General features: G+C 72.7%; 15 protein-coding genes and 1 pseudogene. 7 read left to right on the top strand and 9 right to left on the bottom strand.

Annotation, left to right across the window (positions count from 1 at the left end; genetic code table 11):
* The first annotated feature begins 230 nt into the window (after positions 1-230).
* Together ACFVUY_RS40760 and ACFVUY_RS40755 are read left to right on the top strand one after the other, a co-directional pair.
* Positions 231-539, top strand: coding sequence for a hypothetical protein (locus ACFVUY_RS40760; protein ID WP_387688605.1), 309 nt, complete (start codon positions 231-233; stop codon positions 537-539).
* Between the two features lie 101 nt (positions 540-640).
* Positions 641-1,579: an aegerolysin family protein gene (locus tag ACFVUY_RS40755; RefSeq protein WP_387688607.1), complete on the top strand. Its 939-nt coding sequence runs from the start codon at positions 641-643 to the stop codon at positions 1,577-1,579.
* A 108-nt stretch (positions 1,580-1,687) separates the two neighbouring features.
* On the opposite strand, the gene ACFVUY_RS40750 is transcribed toward ACFVUY_RS40755, so the two are convergent.
* The 5 genes from ACFVUY_RS40750 to ACFVUY_RS40730 all read right to left on the bottom strand — a co-directional run bounded on the left by ACFVUY_RS40750 (position 1,688) and on the right by ACFVUY_RS40730 (position 11,140).
* A complete protein-coding gene (locus ACFVUY_RS40750; protein WP_387737061.1) occupies positions 1,688-4,375 on the bottom strand; it encodes a LuxR C-terminal-related transcriptional regulator in 2,688 nt (895 codons plus the stop codon).
* A 775-nt stretch (positions 4,376-5,150) separates the two neighbouring features.
* Positions 5,151-5,774: an FMN reductase gene (locus ACFVUY_RS40745; RefSeq protein WP_387737060.1), complete on the bottom strand. Its 624-nt coding sequence runs from the start codon at positions 5,772-5,774 to the stop codon at positions 5,151-5,153.
* A gap of 17 nt (positions 5,775-5,791) precedes the next feature.
* Positions 5,792-6,874, bottom strand: coding sequence for an LLM class flavin-dependent oxidoreductase (locus tag ACFVUY_RS40740; protein WP_387737059.1), 1,083 nt, complete (start codon positions 6,872-6,874; stop codon positions 5,792-5,794).
* Positions 6,875-7,051: 177 nt separating this feature from the next.
* On the bottom strand, positions 7,052-7,915 hold the full coding sequence (locus ACFVUY_RS40735; RefSeq protein WP_387737058.1) for a helix-turn-helix domain-containing protein: 864 nt from the start codon (positions 7,913-7,915) through the stop codon (positions 7,052-7,054).
* Between the two features lie 477 nt (positions 7,916-8,392).
* Positions 8,393-11,140, bottom strand: coding sequence for an ATP-binding protein (locus ACFVUY_RS40730; RefSeq protein WP_387737057.1), 2,748 nt, complete (start codon positions 11,138-11,140; stop codon positions 8,393-8,395).
* Positions 11,141-11,339: 199 nt separating this feature from the next.
* Here ACFVUY_RS40730 and ACFVUY_RS40725 point away from each other — a divergent pair, with 199 nt between their 5' ends.
* The 3 genes and pseudogenes from ACFVUY_RS40725 to ACFVUY_RS40715 all read left to right on the top strand — a co-directional run.
* Positions 11,340-12,350, top strand: coding sequence for a helix-turn-helix domain-containing protein (locus ACFVUY_RS40725; protein ID WP_387688619.1), 1,011 nt, complete (start codon positions 11,340-11,342; stop codon positions 12,348-12,350).
* Positions 12,351-12,373: 23 nt separating this feature from the next.
* Positions 12,374-13,342: a helix-turn-helix domain-containing protein gene (locus ACFVUY_RS40720; RefSeq protein ID WP_387737056.1), complete on the top strand. Its 969-nt coding sequence runs from the start codon at positions 12,374-12,376 to the stop codon at positions 13,340-13,342.
* Positions 13,343-13,378: 36 nt separating this feature from the next.
* A pseudogene (locus ACFVUY_RS40715) lies at positions 13,379-13,447 on the top strand (hypothetical protein); the annotation flags it as partial.
* On the opposite strand, the gene ACFVUY_RS40710 reads toward ACFVUY_RS40715, so the two are convergent.
* Positions 13,428-13,841: a transposase gene (locus tag ACFVUY_RS40710; protein ID WP_387737077.1), complete on the bottom strand. Its 414-nt coding sequence runs from the start codon at positions 13,839-13,841 to the stop codon at positions 13,428-13,430. The pseudogene ACFVUY_RS40715 and the gene ACFVUY_RS40710 sit on opposite strands and share 20 nt — an antisense overlap.
* Before the next feature lie 120 nt (positions 13,842-13,961).
* Here ACFVUY_RS40710 and ACFVUY_RS40705 point away from each other — a divergent pair, with 120 nt between their 5' ends.
* Positions 13,962-14,609, top strand: a complete 648-nt coding sequence (locus ACFVUY_RS40705) for a helix-turn-helix transcriptional regulator (protein WP_387737055.1) — start codon at positions 13,962-13,964, stop codon at positions 14,607-14,609.
* A 310-nt stretch (positions 14,610-14,919) separates the two neighbouring features.
* Here ACFVUY_RS40705 and ACFVUY_RS40700 read toward each other — a convergent pair whose 3' ends face one another.
* Positions 14,920-15,519: a TetR/AcrR family transcriptional regulator gene (locus tag ACFVUY_RS40700; RefSeq protein WP_387737054.1), complete on the bottom strand. Its 600-nt coding sequence runs from the start codon at positions 15,517-15,519 to the stop codon at positions 14,920-14,922.
* Positions 15,520-15,637: 118 nt separating this feature from the next.
* Here ACFVUY_RS40700 and ACFVUY_RS40695 point away from each other — a divergent pair, with 118 nt between their 5' ends.
* A complete protein-coding gene (locus tag ACFVUY_RS40695; protein WP_387737053.1) occupies positions 15,638-16,747 on the top strand; it encodes an FAD-dependent oxidoreductase in 1,110 nt (369 codons plus the stop codon).
* Positions 16,748-16,883: 136 nt separating this feature from the next.
* Here ACFVUY_RS40695 and ACFVUY_RS40690 read toward each other — a convergent pair whose 3' ends face one another.
* Together ACFVUY_RS40690 and ACFVUY_RS40685 are read right to left on the bottom strand one after the other, a co-directional pair.
* Entirely contained in the window at positions 16,884-17,024 is a 141-nt protein-coding gene (locus ACFVUY_RS40690) for a transposase family protein (RefSeq protein ID WP_387737052.1), read from the bottom strand.
* A 958-nt stretch (positions 17,025-17,982) separates the two neighbouring features.
* Positions 17,983-18,216 carry a DUF6296 family protein gene (locus ACFVUY_RS40685; protein ID WP_387688635.1) on the bottom strand — a complete coding sequence of 78 codons (234 nt, stop codon included), beginning with the start codon at positions 18,214-18,216 and terminating at the stop codon, positions 17,983-17,985.
* Positions 18,217-18,222 lie beyond the last annotated feature (6 nt).

Below are 18,222 nucleotides of genomic sequence, written 5' to 3'. Positions count from 1 at the left end.
CGGGGCCTGTCGTGCGGGACAGGCCCCGGCCCACGCCGACCGACCCGCGCCCCGTCCGCGCCCGTGGGCCTGGGCGCGCTCCGTGCCAAGTTCGCGGTTTTCCACGATGCCCGAGCGTGGCGGTCGCGTGCCAGTCTGTGACCACCACCGCACCCCACGGCCGGGCCGGGGCGGGACCGATCCGCCACGGGTGACCGGCCGTTCACGTGGAACACCAGGAGGGACTTGTCATGAACAGGCGAATTCGCGCGGCTTCGCTCTGCGCCGCTCTCGCCGCCGCGGTTCTCGTCGGCGGCACCGCCCAGGCCTACGCCGCCGCGGCCTCCCCCGCCCCGGCGCACGCCGCCGCGACGCCCGCCGTCCAGGAAGGCACCTCGACGCAGGCGATCGAGATCTGGCACTACGCCGGCCGGTACGACTCGTTCGTCGCGGCGCAGGCGGCCTACTGGGTGCTCTACGGCCTCGGAAGCGCCATCAAGGACAAGATCGAGCAGGTCGTGGTCGACGGCGCGTACCGGTGGGACCTCTACATCCAGTGAGTCCCCCGGCGCCGGCATCGAGCCGAGACGCCCTCCGGACGGAAACAAGGCGAGCGTGAGACACGTCCGCTCGCCCGGCCTCGAAGAGAGTTGGTAGACCCATGCAGCGTACGACGTCCATCACCGGTCTGGGCCGCACGGCCGCCGGCGCCCTCACCGCCCTGCTGATGGCGGCCGGAGCGGTCGCCCTCGCCCCGTCCGCCCAGGCCGCGGCCGGACAGACCGGGCCGCAGGCGTCCGCGGCGCAGCGCCCGGCCGCCGAGAGCGAGTCGGCGAGCGTGCCGCGGATCACCGCGGACCGTTCCACGAAGGTCACCCTCTCCAACAACAGCGGGTCCGGCCTGACCAAGACGTGGGAGAAGCTCGACCACGGCTGCTGGACGAACGACATGCTGCCGTCCGACTACGTCCCCAACACCAAGTCCTCCAGCTGGCAGAGCGAGTCCTGCGGCTTCGCGACCGGGACCGAGGGGAACATCACGTACACGCTCGCCGACGGCGGCGAGGTCAAGCTGCACTGGAACAACCCCTACTGGGGCAGCAACGACTACAGCTGCTCCGTCCCGTACGGCTACACCTGTTCCCGGAGCGGCGGCAGCGGGGACAACACCTCGGTGACGTTCAGCATCGGGCGGGCGTCCCTGGCCGCCGCGTCCCCGGCCGCCGCGGAGTCGCCCAGCCTCCTCTCCGCCGCCCGGAGCACCTCCGTCAACCTGACCAACAACTCCGGCAAGCTGCTCACCCGCTCCGGCGCGAGCCTGCAGTGGGGGATCTGGTCCGACGGCGGGATGCCCCCGTCCATGGTCCAGTCCGGTGTCACCGCGAAGTGGGCGAGCGAGTCGGACGGCTTCATGACCGGCACGGAGGGCGACGTCACCTTCGACGTGCTCGGGGAGCAGAACAAGGTGAAGGTGCACTGGAACAACCCCTACACCGGCAGCAACAGCTACAGCTGCGACGCCCCGGCCGGGTACAAGTGCACCTGGCAGGGGGGCGGCGGTGACAACGCCGCGGTCTCCTTCACCCTGTCGAAGTCCTGATCGCACCGCATGAACCGGCGCCGCCCCCGTCCGGGCCGGGTGCACCCCGCACCCCGGACGGGGGCGGCGCGGTCGGTCCCCGGTCCGCCGCGGCCCCGGACCCGGTCGCTACCGCTCCAACACCGCCACCAGCTGGGTGCGCCGGGCGATCCGCAGCTTCCGGTAGGCGTTGGTGAGGTGCGTCTCCACGGTGCGGCGGGTGAGGCAGAGCGCGGAGGAGATCTGGGCGTTGGTGTGCCCCGCCGCCGCCAGTTCGGCCACGCGCCGTTCAGCGGGGGTCAGGGCGTGTCCGCCGTCCCTGTTCCGCACCCCGCCCTCGCGCAACGCCTCCTGCGTCAGGCCGAGGAGACGGCCGACGGCGGCCGGCCCCCCGGCCTCCGGAGCGGGCGCGGCCAGTCGCCGGGCCACGGCGTGCGCCTCGCGCAGCGTGTCGCGGCCCTTGCGGCCGTTGCCCGCTTCGAGGTGGGCCCGGCCGAGATCGACCAGGATCTCCACGAGTTCCACGGGCGCGGAAGCCGGCCTGAGCAGTTCGGCGCCCTCGGTCAGCGAACACAGGGCCAGCCTGCCGCCCACGGTCGCGGCGTACGCCCGCAGCGCCCGGCCGACGGTACGCGCGGTGCCCCAGGTCCGGGCGTGGCGCAGCTCCTCCTCGGCGAGTTCGCGCGCCTCCTCCCGCCGCCCGAGCCGCACCAGGGCGAGCGCCGCCCCGGAACGCCACGGTGTGGCGACCGGACTGACGAAGTCACGGGCGCTCTGGCCGGCTCCGCAGCGCAGGTAGTCGTCGAGGGCGGCCTGCCAGTCGCCGTCCGCCGCGTGCAGCAGGGCCCTGGTGTAGCTGAGTTCGTTCCACTCCCAGGACCTGTCGCTGCCGGACGGGCCGGCGAGGGCCGCGGCCTCCCACGCCCCGGCGCGCCGGCCCGTCTCGCACAGGGCCGTCGCCACCATGGCCGCCAGATGCGGCAGTCGCACGCCCTGCCCCGCGGTCGCCGCCACCAGGGCGGCGTTCTCCGCGATGACGCGGTCGAATTCCCCCGCCCAGAGCGCCGCCTCGGCCCGGACGCTGAGCAGGCACTGCAGACCCACGTCCGTCAGGTCCGGGGGGACGGGCGGGACGGGCAGGCACAGGCCGGTCAGCTCACGCGCCTCCTCCAGGCGGTCCGCCCACTGCAGCAGGGTGGCCGCGCTGCCGAGCCAGGCGGTCCGCAGCCGCGGGTCCACCGGCACCGCCAGGCGCGGCCGGACCCGGGCGAGCACCTCGGCCGCCGAACGGAGGCCGGCCCCGGCTTCGTACTCGGTGATCAGTCCGCACACCAGCGGCTCGATGGCCGGGGGCACCGTCGGGGCCAGCGCGCGCAGGCCCGCGACGGCGCCGCGCCAGGCGTCGCTGTCGTGGGAGGAGACGAGCCCGCCGAGGGCCTGCAGCACCTGGACGAGCTCGTCGTCGTCGGCGGCACGGCTCACCTGGTGAAGGACCCGCAGCGCGGTGTCGGGATCCCGGCCCGCGACGAGGGCCGCGCTCAGGGCGGTCGCCGCGGTCGCCCGCTCCCGCAGATCGGTGTGCAGTTCCAGCCCGGTGTGGAGCCTGCGGATGCCGGCGGTCGCGTTGTTCGGAAGCTCCAGGGCGCCGAGGCGCAGGCAGAGGGCGGCACGCCGGTCGGGATCGAGCGGGCCGCTCAGCGCGTGGCGCAGATACGCGGCGGACTCCGCGACCTGGCCGGCGCGCATCGCCTCCTCGGCGGCGTCGGCCAGCGAGCGGGCCATCCACACCTCGCTGGGCCGGTCCACCCGCAGGAGCCGGGAGGCCACGGCCGTCGCCGGCGCACCGCTCTCGTCGAGCAGTTCCGCCATGCGCGTGTGGAGTTCGGCGACCTCCTCCGGCTCGGCGGCGGCGAGCACGGCCTCCCTCGCGAGGGGGTGGCTCAGCAGCCTGCTCAGGCGGCGCACCGACCGCTCGCCCGGGGGACGCCGGGACGTGCAGAGGCCGGAGAGCCGGCGGAGGAGGCCGGGGCCGGCCGGCATCCCCTCCTCGGCCGCGACGACGACGGCGAGGCAGGCGTGGCGCAGGCAGGGGTCCGCCCTCCGCAGCCAGTCGGCGATCGTGTCGCGGTAGCGGCTGTGCGACCGGGCGGACGGCGGGCGAGGGAGCGGCCCGTCACCGAGGTCGGCGACCAGCGCCCGCACCAGGGCCGGGTTGCCGACACCCGCCTCGACGCAGGTCACAACGGCCTTCTGCTCCAGGCCCGCGGCTCGGGCGATGCGGATGACCGCCGACACGCTGAGCGGGTGCAGGGCGACGGACACGCCCGTGGCGGGCGGGAAGGCGGCCGGACCGGACCGGTCGGCGCACTCGGTGGCCACCAGCAGGACGGGGATGTCGGCGATGCGGCGGGCGAGGTAGCCGATCCAGCGCCGGGACGGCTCGTCGGCGTGGTGGAGGTCGTCCACCGCCAGCAGCGCCGGCTGCTCGGCGGCCGACCGGGCCAGGCGCGTCACCAGCCGGTGGAACAGCCGCTGTTCGTCCGGTCCGCCCGGTGCCGAGAAGGGAACGGCCTCGTCGTCCGCGAAGAGCTGCCGGACCAGGCCGAACGGGAACGCCGTCTCCTCCGGTACGCCGCGTGCCCGTCCGACGCGCATGGCGTCGCCGTCGGCCTGCTGCCGGACGATCGCCTCCAACGCGGCGGTCCGCCCCCGGCCGGCCACGGGCGCCGAGAGCAGGACCGAGCGCCCGCTGCCCGCCCGTACGGCCGCCGCTGCTGTCGCAGTCATGCCAAGAACCTCGTCGCGCTCCAGGAGCATCCGATCCCGTCCCTTCGTCCTGTCCACCCGCGGCGCCGGCCCGGGCCCGCCTCCCCCGCCCGGGCATCGCCGCCCGGGGCCACCGGATCCGCATTTCCGCGGGAATACCGTGACGTTCCCGTCCCGGTCCGATCCTCACCCAGTAGCGACACGAACCGACTCACCGCGCGGAAAACGGCGCGATCACGTTTGTGGCAGAGCTTGATCCAGCCGCTTTTATCACGTTTCACGCACGAACTTTCCGCCCGCGACAACGGAGCGCACCGACCCCGAACCCGTCCGGCCGCATCCGGGACCGGCCCCGCGCAGGCAGCGGCCGGGACGGCGGACCGTCACCCGCACCCGCCGGCCACCGCGCGCGCACCGGTTCGCACCGATACGGATGATTCCCCCAGCCCGCTTTTCGACCGCCGGCCCGGCAGAGCCGGGGGAACCGTGAGTTCACCGGTTCGCCCACGACGAGTCCTCCGTCATCGGCACCCCGCCACCGGGCGCCGCCACCAAGGGAAAAGCGATATCCGACAGTCCGTCGCGACACACCCGGACAATCCTCACGGAGCGTTGACGCCACCCGGACCCCTACCCGGGACTGCGTCCCGGACCGGTCCGGCCGGGTGGAACGCACCGGGCGCCGACACTCCCGCCGTCGCGAAGGTGACGGCGGGAGTCGGACGACGACGGGCACGAGAACGCGACAACGCGGGCGCGACGAGGCGACGCCCCGGACGCAAGGCCGCGCCGACTCGCAGGCGCGGGGGGACCGGCGTGCGTCGGGTCAGTGGAAGCCGAGCGCGGAGGGCGTCACCGCCGGCCGGTCGGCGGGCCGCGGATTCGCCAGGGCCGCGCGGGTCAGCGCCGCGAGCTCTCCCCCGGCCCGTTCGATCCGCGCCGGCAGGCTGTCGGTGCGCGCGTCGCCCGCCCCGCCCCAGTCCTCGGAGGCCGCGAAGACGGCGGTCGGGGCCACCAAGGCGCGCTGGTAGGCGAAGAGCGGGCGCAGCGCGTGCTCCAGGGCCAGCGAGTGGCGCGCGGTGCCGCCGGTCGCGCCGATCAGCACCGGCTTGCCCGCCAGGGCGCCGGGGTCGAGCAGGTCGAAGAACGACTTGAACAGGCCGCTGTAGGACGCGGAGAAGATCGGGGACACGGCGATCAGCGCGTCGGCCGTGCCCACCTCCTCCAGGACGTCGCCGAGTGCCTGCGAAGGAAAGCCGGAGAGCAGGTGGTGCGCGATGGGGGTGGCCAGCGGGCGCAACTCGTGCAGGCGCACCCGGACTTCACGGCCGGTGTCGGCCAGGTGGGCGGAGGTGGCCTCGGCGAGACGGTCCGCCAGCAGGCGGGTGGAGGAGGGCAGGCTGAGCCCGCCCGAGATCACGGCGAGGGTGATCGGCGAGTTCGGTTCCATGGGGGACTCCATCCTGGTCAGGAGGCAGCGGGGACGGCGTCCCGGAGCGTGGCGTGGGTGGGGGCGTAGGGGACGGTCGCGGGCCGGCCCTTGGCGAACTCCTCGCGCAGGACGGGCACGACCTCCTCGCCGAGGATGTCGAGCTGCTCGAGCACCGTCTTCAGCGGCAGGCCGGCGTGGTCCATCAGGAACAGCTGGCGCTGGTAGTCGCCGACGGCCTCGCGGAAGCCGAGGGTGCGCTCGATGACCTCCTGGGGACTGCCCACGGTCAGCGGGGTCTGCTCGGTGAACTCCTCCAGCGAGGGCCCGTGCCCGTAGACCGGCGCGTTGTCGAAGTACGGACGGAACTCGCGCACCGCGTCCTGGGAGTTCTTCCGCATGAACACCTGCCCGCCGAGGCCGACGATCGCCTGCTCGGGCGTGCCGTGGCCGTGGTGCGCGTAGCGCTCGCGGTAGAGCTCGACCATCCGCCGGGTGTGGTCCTGCGGCCAGAAGATGTTGTTGTGGAAGAAGCCGTCGCCGTAGTACGCGGCCTGCTCGGCGATCTCGGGGCTGCGGATCGAGCCGTGCCAGACGAACGGCGGCACGCCGTCCAGCGGGCGCGGCGTGGCGGTGAAGGCCTGCAGCGGGGTGCGGAAGCGGCCTTCCCAGTCGACCACGTCCTCGCGCCAGAGCCGGTGCAGCAGCGCGTAGTTCTCGACCGCGAGCGGGATGCCCTGGCGGATGTCCTGGCCGAACCACGGGTAGACCGGGCCGGTGTTCCCGCGGCCGAGCATCAGGTCGACGCGGCCGTCGGCGACGTGCTGCAGCATCGCGTAGTCCTCGGCGATCTTCACCGGGTCGTTGGTGGTGATCAGCGTGGTCGCGGTGGACAGGACGATCCGCTCGGTCTTCGCGGCGATCCAGCCGAGCATGGTCGTCGGCGAGGACGGGACGAACGGCGGGTTGTGGTGCTCGCCCATGGCGAAGACGTCCAGGCCGACCTCCTCGGCCTTGAGCGCGATCGCCAGCATCGCCTTGATCCGCTCGCGCTCGCTCGGCGCCCGTCCCGTGGTCGGATCGACCGTCACGTCGCCGACGCTGAATATCCCGAACTGCATGGGCTGTTGCCTTTCCACTGACTGATCGCGGCCCGACGGGGCCACCCGGCGAAACCTAGGCAACCGACGGTGCGCGAAGGACTTCCGCAGCGCATGACCAGTGGCCCTGCAGCGCACTGAAGCGGTCGGCGGGCCCGGTCCGGCCGGCCGCGCTCCCCCGACCGCGGCCGTCCGCGATCAGGACGCGCGGTGGTTGCCCTCGGTCCGGGCGGCGTAGGCCTGCCACTCACGGGGCGAGATTCCGAAGGCGTCGCGGAACGCCCGGCTGAAATGGGAGTGGCTGACGAAGCCCCAGCGGTGCGCGACGGCGGCCACACTGGCCTGCCGGCGGGACGGGCGCCCCAGTTCCCGACGGCAGGCGTCCAGCCGACGCCGTCGCACCCACTGGCCCACGGTCATTCCGTCCTGCTGGAAGAGCTTGTGGAGGTAGCGCACCGAGATGTGCTGCGAGCGGGCGATCGATCCGGGCGAGAGGTTCGGGTCGGCGAGGTTCTGCTCGATGTGGGCGCGGATCCGGGACAGCAGCTCGGCCGCGCCGTTGGGGTGTTCCGGGTCCTTCCGGTCGAGCAGCTCGGCCACCAGGATGGCGACGATGTCGGAGGCGCTGAGCGCGAGGAGGTGGTCCCGCCGGGCCCGGTGGTCCCGCGCCTGGGTGGCCAGGGCGTGGAGGAACTGGAACGCGAGCGAACCGATCCCCTTGTTCCCGCGCGCCACCAGCCCACCCGCGCGCCGGACGTCGCCCTGCCGGACGTCCAGGTAGAAGCAGGGGACACGGAAGCGGACCATCCGGCACTCGGAGTCCTGCAACAGGCCCGCCGGGTACGGGGTGGCGCTGATCAGCAGGTCCCCCGGCGCCAGCACGCTGCTGACACCGCCGCGTCGGACGGAGGCCGCACCGCGGACGTGCAGGGCGACGTAGAGACAGTCCTCGGGGTCGGTTCCGGGCGGCGGGGAGAGGATGTCGATGCAGCCGTTGCCCCCGCCGCGCGCGGCCTGGTCGAGCAGGTGGGTTTCGGCTTCGGGCGTGGGGGTTTCGAGCATGGGCGAGGGACCCGACTGGTTCACGGGGGACTCCGACCGGTTGGAAGTGGTGCTGTGCGGATGCCGGCGGGGGCGGCTCGCCGGACGGCGGGGCGGCGGGGCCGGCAACGGGGCGCTCAGGGGAGGACGTTCTTCTGGCGCCATTCATACAAGGAGCGGAACGACTGGACAAACGTTCAACAAACCGAGGTTCCGTCGGCTCCGCCCGACCCGGACGGTGCTCGTCCCGAGTGGCACCCGCTCCTCGGAGAAGGCCTTGAAAACACCTCGGGTTGAAGACCGAATAGCCTGCAGGACACAGGAGTTAGGCCACATGAACCGGAGCGACGGCGGTCGGTGGAACCGCCTGACCGCACCCCTCGCCGAGACCGGGCACGGCCACGACGAACCCCCTTCCCGGCCGGCCCGGCGGCCGCAAGGTGCACAGGTTGTCACGTCGCCGTGCACCACCGGAACATCCCCGCGAACGGGTCGGGCTCAGTCCGCGCCCAGCTTCTCGCTCAGCTGGCTGCGGGAGGTGATCCCGAGCTTCGGGAAGGTCCGGTACAGGTGCGTGCCGATCGTGCGGGGCGACAGGTGCAGCTGCCGGCCTATCTCCTTGTTGGAGAGCCCTTGCGCCGCCAGCCGGGCGATCTGGACCTCCTGGGGCGTGAGCAGGTCCCGGTCGGGGCGGCCTTGGCTCCTGCTGCCCTCGCCCGCCGAGCGGAGCTCCTGGGCCGCCCGCTCGCGCCAGGGCTCCACGCCCATGGCCGCGAAGGACTCCCGGGCGATCCGCAGCGGGGTGCGGGCCTCCATCACCCGGCGGCGGCGCCGGAGCCAGGTGCCGTAGGCGAGCATCAGCCGGGCACGGACGAAGGGGGTTCGGGACATGTCCAGGTCGAACGCCGCCCGGAAGTGCTCTTCGGCGTGCTCGTCGTCGGCGAGCAGCGCCCGGGCGAATCCCAGGCTCACCCGGATCATCTGGACCTCGCTCGCCCCGGCGGACGTGAGGAGCTGTCGCAGGGCGGCCTTCGCCATGGCGCGCTGCTCGTCGCTGGTGGCGGCCTCGGCCAACTCGGTGATGGCCATGGTCTGCATGAACGGGTGGTAGGAGGGATCGGCCGGGTCGAAGACCCGCCAGACGCAGGAGAACGCCTCGGCGAAATGGCCCGCGGCGAGGCCGATGAGGCCGCGGGTGATCTGGATGTACGCGAGCTTGGAGGGGTCGACCACGGTCAGCCCCTGGCCCTCCGCCTCGCCGATCGCGACCAGCGCGGTGTCCAGGTCCCCGCGCAGCGCGGCGAACTGGGCCTTCGCCACCCGCGCACCGGTCAGCCACCGTGGTTGTGCGGTCTCCTCGGCCAGCCGGGCGGCCTCGGCCGCCGCCGGGAGTCCGGTCTCCCAGTCGACGGTGTGCACGGTGGCGAGGGCGAGGAGCACCAGTGTCTTGGTCAGCGGGCCCCGGCGCCCCTGACGACGCAGTCCGTTCGCCGCGTGGCGGGCGAATCCGGTGACCTGGTCGAACCCGTTCACCATGATGGCCGCGTTGGCCAGCGTGGCGGCGGTCACGACGTCGTACCCGCCCGCACGCTCGAGGCGCCGCAGCCGGTCGATCACCGTCGCCGACGCCTCCAGCGGGGCGGCCCCCGCCAGCGTGCACACCAGGTCCGGGTGGAGTTCCGGCACCGGTAGCCGCTCGGCGGCCGTCACGACGCGCTCCCGCAGCTCTCGCCCCGGGTCCGCCCACCAGCACCGCCACGCGGCCACGCGCAGCAGCCGCAGCGCGAGGTCGGGATCGCCGGCCTCGGCGGCCTGCTCGGCCGTGGCGACCAGCAGGTGGATCCGGGACGTGCTCGTGTCGGACTCCGACTCCAGCCATTCGCGCAGCAGGACCACGCGGGCCCGTTCCAGCGCGTCAAGGCCCAGCGATTCGGCCTGCTGGAGCAGCTCCGACACGCGATCCGCCTGCCCGAGTTCGAAGCGCAGCTCCGCGGCGCCGAGGAGTCGGGCCACACTGCCCGACGGCACCTCGCTCAGCGCGGTGGCGCGTTCCAGCGCGGTCAGGGCGGCCGCGGCGGCGCCGCGCTCCTTCGCGCTGAACGCGGCCCGGTCCAGTTGCCGCGCCACCGCTTCGTCGGGACGGCCGCCGGCCGCAGCCCGGTGCCACGCCTGCCGGTCGGGCTGTCCCTGGAGGGTGCGGGCCAGCGCGTCGTGGGCGGCGAGCCGGTCCGCGAGCGGGGCCGAGCCCAGGACGGCGGAGCGCACCAGCGGGTGGGTGAAGTCGATCCGGAACCCGTCGACGCGCACCAGACCCGCGGCCATGGCCGGCTCCAGCGACCGTACGGAGATCTCGGTGCCCGTCAGCGCCGAGGCCGCGGCGAGCACCTCGGTCAGTGCGCCGTCGTCGGCGGTGGCCGCGACCAGCAGCGCGTGCCGCGTGCCGGGCGGAAGGTCGGCCAGCGAAACGGAGAAGGCGCGCTCCAGCCGGGTGGTGAGCGCAAGCTCCGGCAGCACCCTGGAGTCCGCGGGTGCCCCGTCCGCCCCCAGGGTGAGCGGGAGCTCGGTCAGTGCGAGGGGGTTGCCGACCGACAGTTCCGCCACCCGGCGGCGCGTCCCCGGGGCGAGAGCGGGGTGGCGGGCGTCCAGCAGGGCGTCGGCCGCGACCGGCGCCAGGGGCGCGAGGTGCAGTTCGCGGATGCCGGGGGTGCCCCGCCACACCGTACGGTCCTCGCGGACGGCGACGAGCAGGCCGACGGATTCGGCGCCGACGCGGCGTGCGACGAACGCGAGGACGTCCAGGGTCGGCCCGTCCAGCCACTGGGCGTCGTCCACGACCATCAGAACGGGGGCTTCGGCGGCCGCCGCGCCGAGCAGGCCGAGGGTGGCCAGGGACAGCACGAAGAGCTGGGGCCCGGAGGCACCGGGGGACGGCTCCGCCATGCCGAAGGCCCCCAGCAGCGCCTGCGCCTGGGGGGTGGGCAGGCGCGCGACGAGGTCCGTCACGGTGTGGGTCAGCTGGTGCAGCCCCGCGAACGGCAGATCGCTCTCGGCCCGGACACCCGAGGCCCTGAGGACGGTGAATCCGCAGGCGCGCGCCCGGGCGGCGGCGTGGTCCAGGAGGGCGGACCTGCCGATCCCGGGGGCCCCGTGGATCAGCAGCGCGTCGCCACGCTCGGGCAGGGCGTCGACCAGTGCGTCGACGGCCGCCAGCTCCTCGTCCCGGCCGAACAGTGTGGTGCCTGACATCCGATCTTCCTCTGCGCCTAAGCCAGTGCTCTGACCTGGACCGTTGCAGTGTAGGTGCACGCATTGCACGGTTGGAATGCGCTGAGAGTCATGTGTCCGGCGACACACCACCCGCAGTCGCTTCACAGTCATTCGGCCGCCGACGTAAGTCATCCCGTGTTCCATGCTGGATGCCGTGCCGAGCGGAGGGAGAGGACCCATGACATCCGTGACCGACCCGGCCGGGTTCCCGAAGGACGGGAGCACCGGTCATCGCTGGAGCCGGGCCGCCTCCATCGCCGCCATGCCCGTGACGGTCGCCCCGTACGAGCCTGCGTCGGCCCCGGGCCGGATGACGACCCGGCAGCTGGGACACCTGCTCTTCATCACGACCCACGCCGGCCCTTGCCGCTTCACCCGCGGCCTGCGGGAGATCGCCCGCGGCACCCGGCAGGCCGAGGGGTACGTCGTGGTCGCCGTCATGGGGGCCACCGGTGCCGTGGTGCAACAGGACGGCCGGACGGTCGAGGTCCCCGCGGGAGCGGTTTCCTTCTGGTACACGGAGACCCCCCATGTGGTCGACTACCCGCACGGAGTGGACGTCAGGGTGTGCCTGCTTCCCCGCCGGGCCTTCGGCGTGCGCGACGAGCAGCTGGAACGGGTGACGGCCACCGCGGCCGACGCCGGCGGCCCGGTGGCCGCCCTGGTCAAGCAGTCCCTGCTGGCCTTGGTCGAGACGGCCGATGACTGCCCGGCATTCGTCGCCGGTCGGCTGGCGGGCAACTTCGCCGACCTGGTGGCCATCCTCGTCACCGAGCAGGCCGCCCGTGACGCGCCGGCCGCGGCGGACTCCCGCCACACCCGGATCTGGGAGATCCACGCCTACGTGGACCGGCACCTCAAGGATCCGGTGCTCGGGCCGCAGACGATCGCGGCCGCGCACCGCATGTCCGTTCGCTCCCTCCACAAGCTCTTCGAAGGGGAGGGGACCACCGTCAGCCGCCTGATCCAGCGCCGCCGGCTCCAGGCGAGTGCCGAGGACCTCTCCCGCGAGGACAGCGGCGACAGCACGGTCTCCGGCGTGGCGCAGCGGTGGGGCTTCACCGATCCGGCCCACTTCAGCCGGCTCTTCCGTGCCTCGTACGGCATCTCACCGAGCCAGTGGCGCGACACCCGCGGCGGCACCGGGCCGTCCGAGCCGCGGGACCCCCGGGGCCGGGTGTCCCGATGACCGATCGACCCGAGGGGAAGCCGATGTCCGCATCTCTCTCCACCGCGTCGCTGTCCGCCTCCGACCGGGCGGAGAGCTGGCGGGACGCCGTGTCCCGCACCTTCGTGCCGATGACCGTGGACTTCCTGGAGGAGGAGCCGTCGCCCGGGGAGATCGTCGGCGACCGACTGGGTTGCCTGCGGATCTCCAGGGTCCAGGCCGGGCCCCAGATGGCGACCCGCCGCAGGCACCTGATTGCCGACGGCGACTCGCCGACGCTCGTCCTCAGCCTCCAGGAACGGGGCACCGCCCTCAAGGAGCAGGACGACAGGGAGACGCTCATCCGGCCCGGCGGGTTCTCCATCACCGACACCTCGCGGGTCTTCCGGACGAGGATGGAGGAGGAGTTCGTCTTCACCTCCTTCCACTTCGCCCGCGCCGACCTGGATGTGCGGGAGAAGGACCTGCGGGCACTCACCGCCACGGCGTTCAGCGGCGCCGAGGGCAGCGCCGCGCTGCTGACGGACTACCTGTCGAGGATGGCGCACGAGGCGGCGGAGCTGGACGAGGCCGTCGGGCGCCGGGCCGCGGCCACGGCACTCGACCTGCTGGCGCTGTTCGTCGACGACCGGGCCGGGCGCGCCCGGCCGCAGGGTTCACGGACAGCGGCCTCCTTCGAGCGGGTCAAGGAGTACATCCTGCGCAACCTCCGCGATCCGGACCTGTCACCGTCCACGATCGCGGCGGCGAACTTCATGTCCGTCCGCTTCCTCCACAAGCTGTTCCAGCAGGAGGGGGGCACCACGGTCGGCGGGTGGATCCGGACCCAGCGGTTGGAGCGCTGCCACCGGGACCTGCTCCGGCCGATGGCGGGAGAGCTCGGGGTGGCGGGGATCGCCCGGCGCTGGGGCTTCGCCAACTCCAGCCACTTCACCCGCGCCTTCCGCGCGGCCTACGGCATAACGCCGCGTGACTGGCAGGCCGGCGCCCACCACATGCGCCGGAACGGCTGATTCAATGTCATCTGGTTTATTTTCTGCGGCATTTGGATGGCGCTTGCCTACACGCTCGCCGGAATCATCTGCTGCGTACTCATCGTCACGATCCCGTTCGGGATCGTTCGCCGGGGATCAGGATCACGCGGGGATCGACGCGCCCTTCGATTCGCGTTGGCGGCGTGAGATCGAGAGCAGGGGTCGGCACGCGCTCCACGTCCGCGAGTACGCTATTCAGTTCGGCCCAAGTCCCATCCTCAGCCCACTCGGTGAAATATTTCGACGCGGTGCTCGTCGAGCCGTACTTCCCGCGAAGGTGCGGCCACGGGAGTCCCGTCCGGGCCTTCGCGAAGATGGCGTCGACGGAGCGGCGGACGCGGTCGCGATACCCCTGCGGAAGCAGGTGGCGCACCAACTCCCATTGCTCCTCGGAAAGGTCAGCAGCCGGAACATCCAGGTGTGCCGATTGGTACCACTTCTGAACGGTGCACCGCGCGCCACCGCGGCGAAGGGGCACGGGACCCTCGACGGTGACCTTCACGTCGAGAAGGCCCAGAATCTCGTCCTGTTCCGCCAGGCGTAAGAGCCCTTGAGGCCCTTCCCTTCGATCCGGTAGCCGTACGGCGGCCTGCCGCCGATGTGCGGCGAGCCGGCTTCCTCGGCCTTCACGACCGTCGTAGACGCGGCCATCGCTCGCGAGATCAAACGCCGGCGCGCAGAGCTGGGACTGTCTGCCGAAGCCCTGGGGGCCCGCTGTGCCGACCTCGGCTATCCACTGACCCGGCAGGTGATCGCCAAGCTGGAGTCCGGCGCCCGGAGCGGGCCGGCTCCCGCAGAACTCCTCATCTTGGCACGCGCATTGGAAATGCCACCGGTCAGCCTGATCCTGCCGCTCGGCCAGGGGCCGACGACCCGGCCGACGCCCCTTTCGGAGTCCACTCCATGGGAGGCAGTTGCCTGGTTCACCGGGGAGGATCGTGCGGCCCTTCCCGAGACCCCGGAAGCCGGTTCGCCCCAGGCCATCCTTGACGCCTTCCGCCGCCATGACCGGCTCGTCCGCACAGCACTGCTGTCCACCCGGATGGCCGCCGAACGGCGTCGGGACGCCCAGCTCGCACCGCCGGACGACTACGAGCGGACCGACACCGCCGCCGCCCAGCTGGAGCAGGTCGCACAGGCGGACCGGAGCGACCTCCTCGCCGCCCGCCGGGCACTGCGCGATCAGAGCCTCTTCCCACCCCCGCTGCCCGCCGACCTTGCCCACATCGATCGCGAGCAAGTCTGACCGACAACCACTCACGGGCCCACCCCGACCATCACGGTCTCCGAGGCGACATTCACTCGCCCCCGAGGCCCCGACCTTGCCAGGCGATGTCCGGCGAAGCTCAGGAACGATGGCGGATTCGACCGCTTCGAGGTCAACCGACCCCCAATCGCATTCAAATGAGTGCCGGTCGAACCGAGGGCGGTGTCGTTCAGAGGTTTTGTCCGGCTGGATGCCGGTTCAGGTGGCTTGCGCGGAAGCCCAGTTACTCAGATTGAACCTGCGAGGGCGGCAACACGTCCACGCACACCAGGGCTCCGCGCAGAGCGGGTCATCTGCTCGGGTGGGAGGCCGCCCAGCCGTGTTCGAGCAATGCGAAGGCCTCGTCGGCCGCGCGGTGCGGCTCGGCGTGCCGCAGGATGAAGCCGCGGGCCTCAAGGGCGAAATGAGCCAGGGCGGCGCAGCTGACGTCGCCCTCGGGGGCGCCGACGTCCTCCGCGATGGCCCGCGCCAGGGCCTCTTCGTGGCGCGTCCACATGCGGTGGGCGTAGTCGCGTAGCGCGGGGGTCTCCTGCACCATGCGCGTGAAGTCGGCGAACCGCGGGTCCGTGGCATGGACGGCGAGCTGGGTCTGCTTGAGCAGGATGTGCTCGCGCAGAGCGTGCGGGATCGACGTGCCGGGGGTGCGGTCGCGCACGGCGGCAACAAGCGCCGCCTCCAGGTCGTCCTCCTGGTCGAAGACCAGGGCTTCCTTGCCGGAGAAGTGCTTGAACAGGGTGGTCACCGAGACGTCGGCGGCGTCGGCGACGTCCTTGACGCCGACCTGGTCGTAGCCGCGGTCGAGGAAGAGCTCGAGTGCGGCGTCGGCCAGGGACTGGCGGGTCTGGGCCTTCTTGCGCTCGCGGCGCCCGGTCGGTTCGGTCACTCGCATACCGTACCCCAGGGTGAATCGACTGCAAAAGTTGAGTCGTTGCACTTATTTGGTGAGTGTGCTTTCTTGGTGAGGCCGGACCTCCCGGCGGCTCACCCACCTCCCGAAGGGCACTCCCATGAGCCCTGCTCGTGATCCCCGCATCGCGATTGTCGGCGCCGGCCTCGGCGGCCTCACCTGCGCCCGAGTCCTGCAGCAACACGGCCGCTCCGTCACCGTCTTCGAACGCGACGCCTCCGCCGCCGCCCGCCCGCAGGGCGGCACCCTCGACCTGCACGCCGAAACCGGTCAGGCCGCCCTGCGGACGGCGGGGCTCCTCGACCGATTCCAAGCCCTCTCCCGCCCCGAAGGAGAGGAGTGGCGCGTGCTCGACTTCGCCACCGCCGCCCTCCTGGCGCATCAAGGGCCGGCCGCCGCAGGCGGCCGACCCGAGATCGACCGTGGCCAACTGCGCGAACTGCTCCTGGACTCGATCACCGAGGGCACGGTGCGGTGGGACCACGCCGTCACCGGAGTCACCCCGCTCCCGGACGGCACCTGCCGGCTGCTCTTCGCTGACGGCGCCGCCGAGGACTTCGACCTGGTGATCGGCGCCGACGGCGCCTGGTCGCGCGTCCGCCCGGCCCTGTCGCACGCCGTACCCCGCTACACCGGCGTCACCTTCGTCGAGACCGGATTCGACCACTGCGACACCCGCCACCCCGACCTCGCGCGGCTGGTCGGCAACGGATCGATGCTGGCGAAGGGCGCCGGCAGGTCCCTGGTCGCCCAGCGCAACAGCAACGGCCACATCCGCGCCTACATCGCGCTCCGCACGCCGCAGGACTGGCACATGGCCGCCGGTATCGACCTCGGCGACCAGCGGGCCGTACGCGCGCACCTGCTGAAGACGTTCGACAGCTGGGACGAGAGCCTGCGCTACATGCTGCGCAACAGCGACAGCGGGTTCATCAACCGGCCCCTGTTCATCCTGCCCGCCCCGCACACCTGGCAGCACGTTCCCGGCGTCACGCTGCTCGGCGATGCCGCGCACCTGATGCCCCCGGTCGGGCTCGGCGCCAATCTCGCCATGCTCGACGGCTCCGACCTCGCCCACGCCCTCGTCACCGAACCCAGCATCGACGACGCCGTCCGCGCCTACGAGAGCATCATGCTGCCGCGCTCGATCAAGGCCGCGACGAGCAGCGCGCAGGGACTCGACCACCTCGTTCCCGCAGCGACCTCCTGAGTCGGCTCCACCGCCCGGGCCGCGCGGCCGTTCCTGCGTCGATCATGTGCAGTCTCCCGGCGGTCGCATCCGCCCCAGGGCGGTGGACTCAGAGGGTCTGTCCGGTTTGATCACGTGACGGTGGCGCCAAGAGCGGTCAGCAAGGCGGGCGGCGCGTCGGCGGCCACTCCGCGATCGCGGCCAGGGACTTCGCGCCGGCCAGCACCGCGCACGCGGCGAGCGCGAGGACGAAGGCGACGGGGTGGCGGCGGCCCTTGGCCCGGCGCGGATCAGGCACCGCCGCGAGGCGCCCAGCAGCTGTGGGTGTTCCCCGGGCTCGACAGGCCGGGTGGTGGCGAGCTGGTCCAGGCCGGCGGGGACGGGCGATGACGAGCGGGCAGACACGGTCCTCCCTCGTGGTGATCAGGGCTTCGCCACCTCATGATCACCCGGAGGCCATGCCTGTCTCCGCTCATGCCTCGTCCGCGAACGCCACAGTCACGTCCGCCGCCTGAAGCGGCATCATGTCGGGCAGATCCCCTGAACGACGCTGCCCTGACACGTTGGCCGATCTCCTCGGTCACGAAGACCCTGCCTTCACGCTCCGGCGGTACGTCCACCGAGTCGCGCGGTCGTTCGAGAAGGCACGCGAAGCGATCGGCGACGCTACCGCCGCGCCGCGTAGCGTCGAGATCCAGGGGCCGGGGGTCGCCACGCTCCGTTCGATCGAACTCACGCGCCGCGTCTGCCCCGGCTGCCCGGGCCGGCACCCGGCGGGTTCGCCGTCGATGGTGCGGTTACGTCGTCGCGGGCTGGGCACCCGCGCAGCGATCGGTGAACACGTCACGAGACCGGGAGGCAGCAGTGAACGACATCCCCCAGGGCGGTGCAGGAGGCGTGCCGCTGCACCACGAAGCGGAGGAACCCGACGAGCGCCGGGACCCCCGTCTGCCGGGAGTCACCGGAGCGGAGGGGAACGGTCCCGAGGAGGACACGGTGCCCACCGAAAAACAGGGCGACGCGACCACCGCCGAACCCGGCCGGCCCCGTCGGCTTGGCGCCGACGAGTCCTGACATCTGTTCTGCTCGTCGCCCGGCGTACCTTCGCGGAAGGCGGGGATACGCGGGACGGCGATGCCTGCCCGCTCCTGGGCGGGCCGGCCTCGCGTGCGGCGCCACCTGCCCGGCCTCAGCGAGGCCACCGGATGGCGTCCGCCCGCCCATTCGACGCCCCCCTCGCAGCACCTCGCCGCTGGTCAAGGAAGCGCTGTGGCGTGGAGGCAGGTATGACGACCGGGTCCGGGTCCGGCGGTGAGCGGTCGGGCGATGTCGCCGATGATCTCTACCCGTAGGCTCCCGGTTGCGTCGGCGTACACCGGGCGGCCCTCCGCTGTGACCTCGCCGGTGGGCTGGACCAGGACGACCTCTGGTGGGCCGTGGCTTCCGGGCGGGCCGGGGAGGGTGATCGCGTAGCGGGAGGTGGTGTCCATCGGGTG

The organism is Kitasatospora sp. NPDC058063 (assembly GCF_042885395.1).
GTDB lineage: Bacteria > Actinomycetota > Actinomycetes > Streptomycetales > Streptomycetaceae > Kitasatospora > Kitasatospora lactacystinica.
The sequence above is the reverse complement of the archived record's forward strand: the minus strand, read 5'-3'. Positions and strand labels throughout refer to the sequence as shown.

Excerpts from the sequence above, each read along its gene's own strand:
- ACFVUY_RS40760 (WP_387688605.1), top strand. The coding sequence starts at position 231 with ATGAACAGGCGAATTCGCGCGGCTTCGCTCTGCGCCGCTCTCGCCGCC.
- ACFVUY_RS40730 (WP_387737057.1), bottom strand. The coding sequence starts at position 11,140 with ATGTCAGGCACCACACTGTTCGGCCGGGACGAGGAGCTGGCGGCCGTC.
- ACFVUY_RS40720 (WP_387737056.1), top strand. The coding sequence starts at position 12,374 with ATGTCCGCATCTCTCTCCACCGCGTCGCTGTCCGCCTCCGACCGGGCG.
- ACFVUY_RS40725 (WP_387688619.1), top strand. The coding sequence starts at position 11,340 with ATGACATCCGTGACCGACCCGGCCGGGTTCCCGAAGGACGGGAGCACC.
- ACFVUY_RS40735 (WP_387737058.1), bottom strand. The coding sequence starts at position 7,915 with ATGCTCGAAACCCCCACGCCCGAAGCCGAAACCCACCTGCTCGACCAG.
- ACFVUY_RS40700 (WP_387737054.1), bottom strand. The coding sequence starts at position 15,519 with ATGCGAGTGACCGAACCGACCGGGCGCCGCGAGCGCAAGAAGGCCCAG.
- ACFVUY_RS40740 (WP_387737059.1), bottom strand. The coding sequence starts at position 6,874 with ATGCAGTTCGGGATATTCAGCGTCGGCGACGTGACGGTCGATCCGACC.
- ACFVUY_RS40755 (WP_387688607.1), top strand. The coding sequence starts at position 641 with ATGCAGCGTACGACGTCCATCACCGGTCTGGGCCGCACGGCCGCCGGC.
- ACFVUY_RS40695 (WP_387737053.1), top strand. The coding sequence starts at position 15,638 with ATGAGCCCTGCTCGTGATCCCCGCATCGCGATTGTCGGCGCCGGCCTC.
- ACFVUY_RS40750 (WP_387737061.1), bottom strand. The coding sequence starts at position 4,375 with ATGCTCCTGGAGCGCGACGAGGTTCTTGGCATGACTGCGACAGCAGCG.
- ACFVUY_RS40705 (WP_387737055.1), top strand. The coding sequence starts at position 13,962 with ATGTGCGGCGAGCCGGCTTCCTCGGCCTTCACGACCGTCGTAGACGCG.
- ACFVUY_RS40745 (WP_387737060.1), bottom strand. The coding sequence starts at position 5,774 with ATGGAACCGAACTCGCCGATCACCCTCGCCGTGATCTCGGGCGGGCTC.
- ACFVUY_RS40685 (WP_387688635.1), bottom strand. The coding sequence starts at position 18,216 with ATGGACACCACCTCCCGCTACGCGATCACCCTCCCCGGCCCGCCCGGA.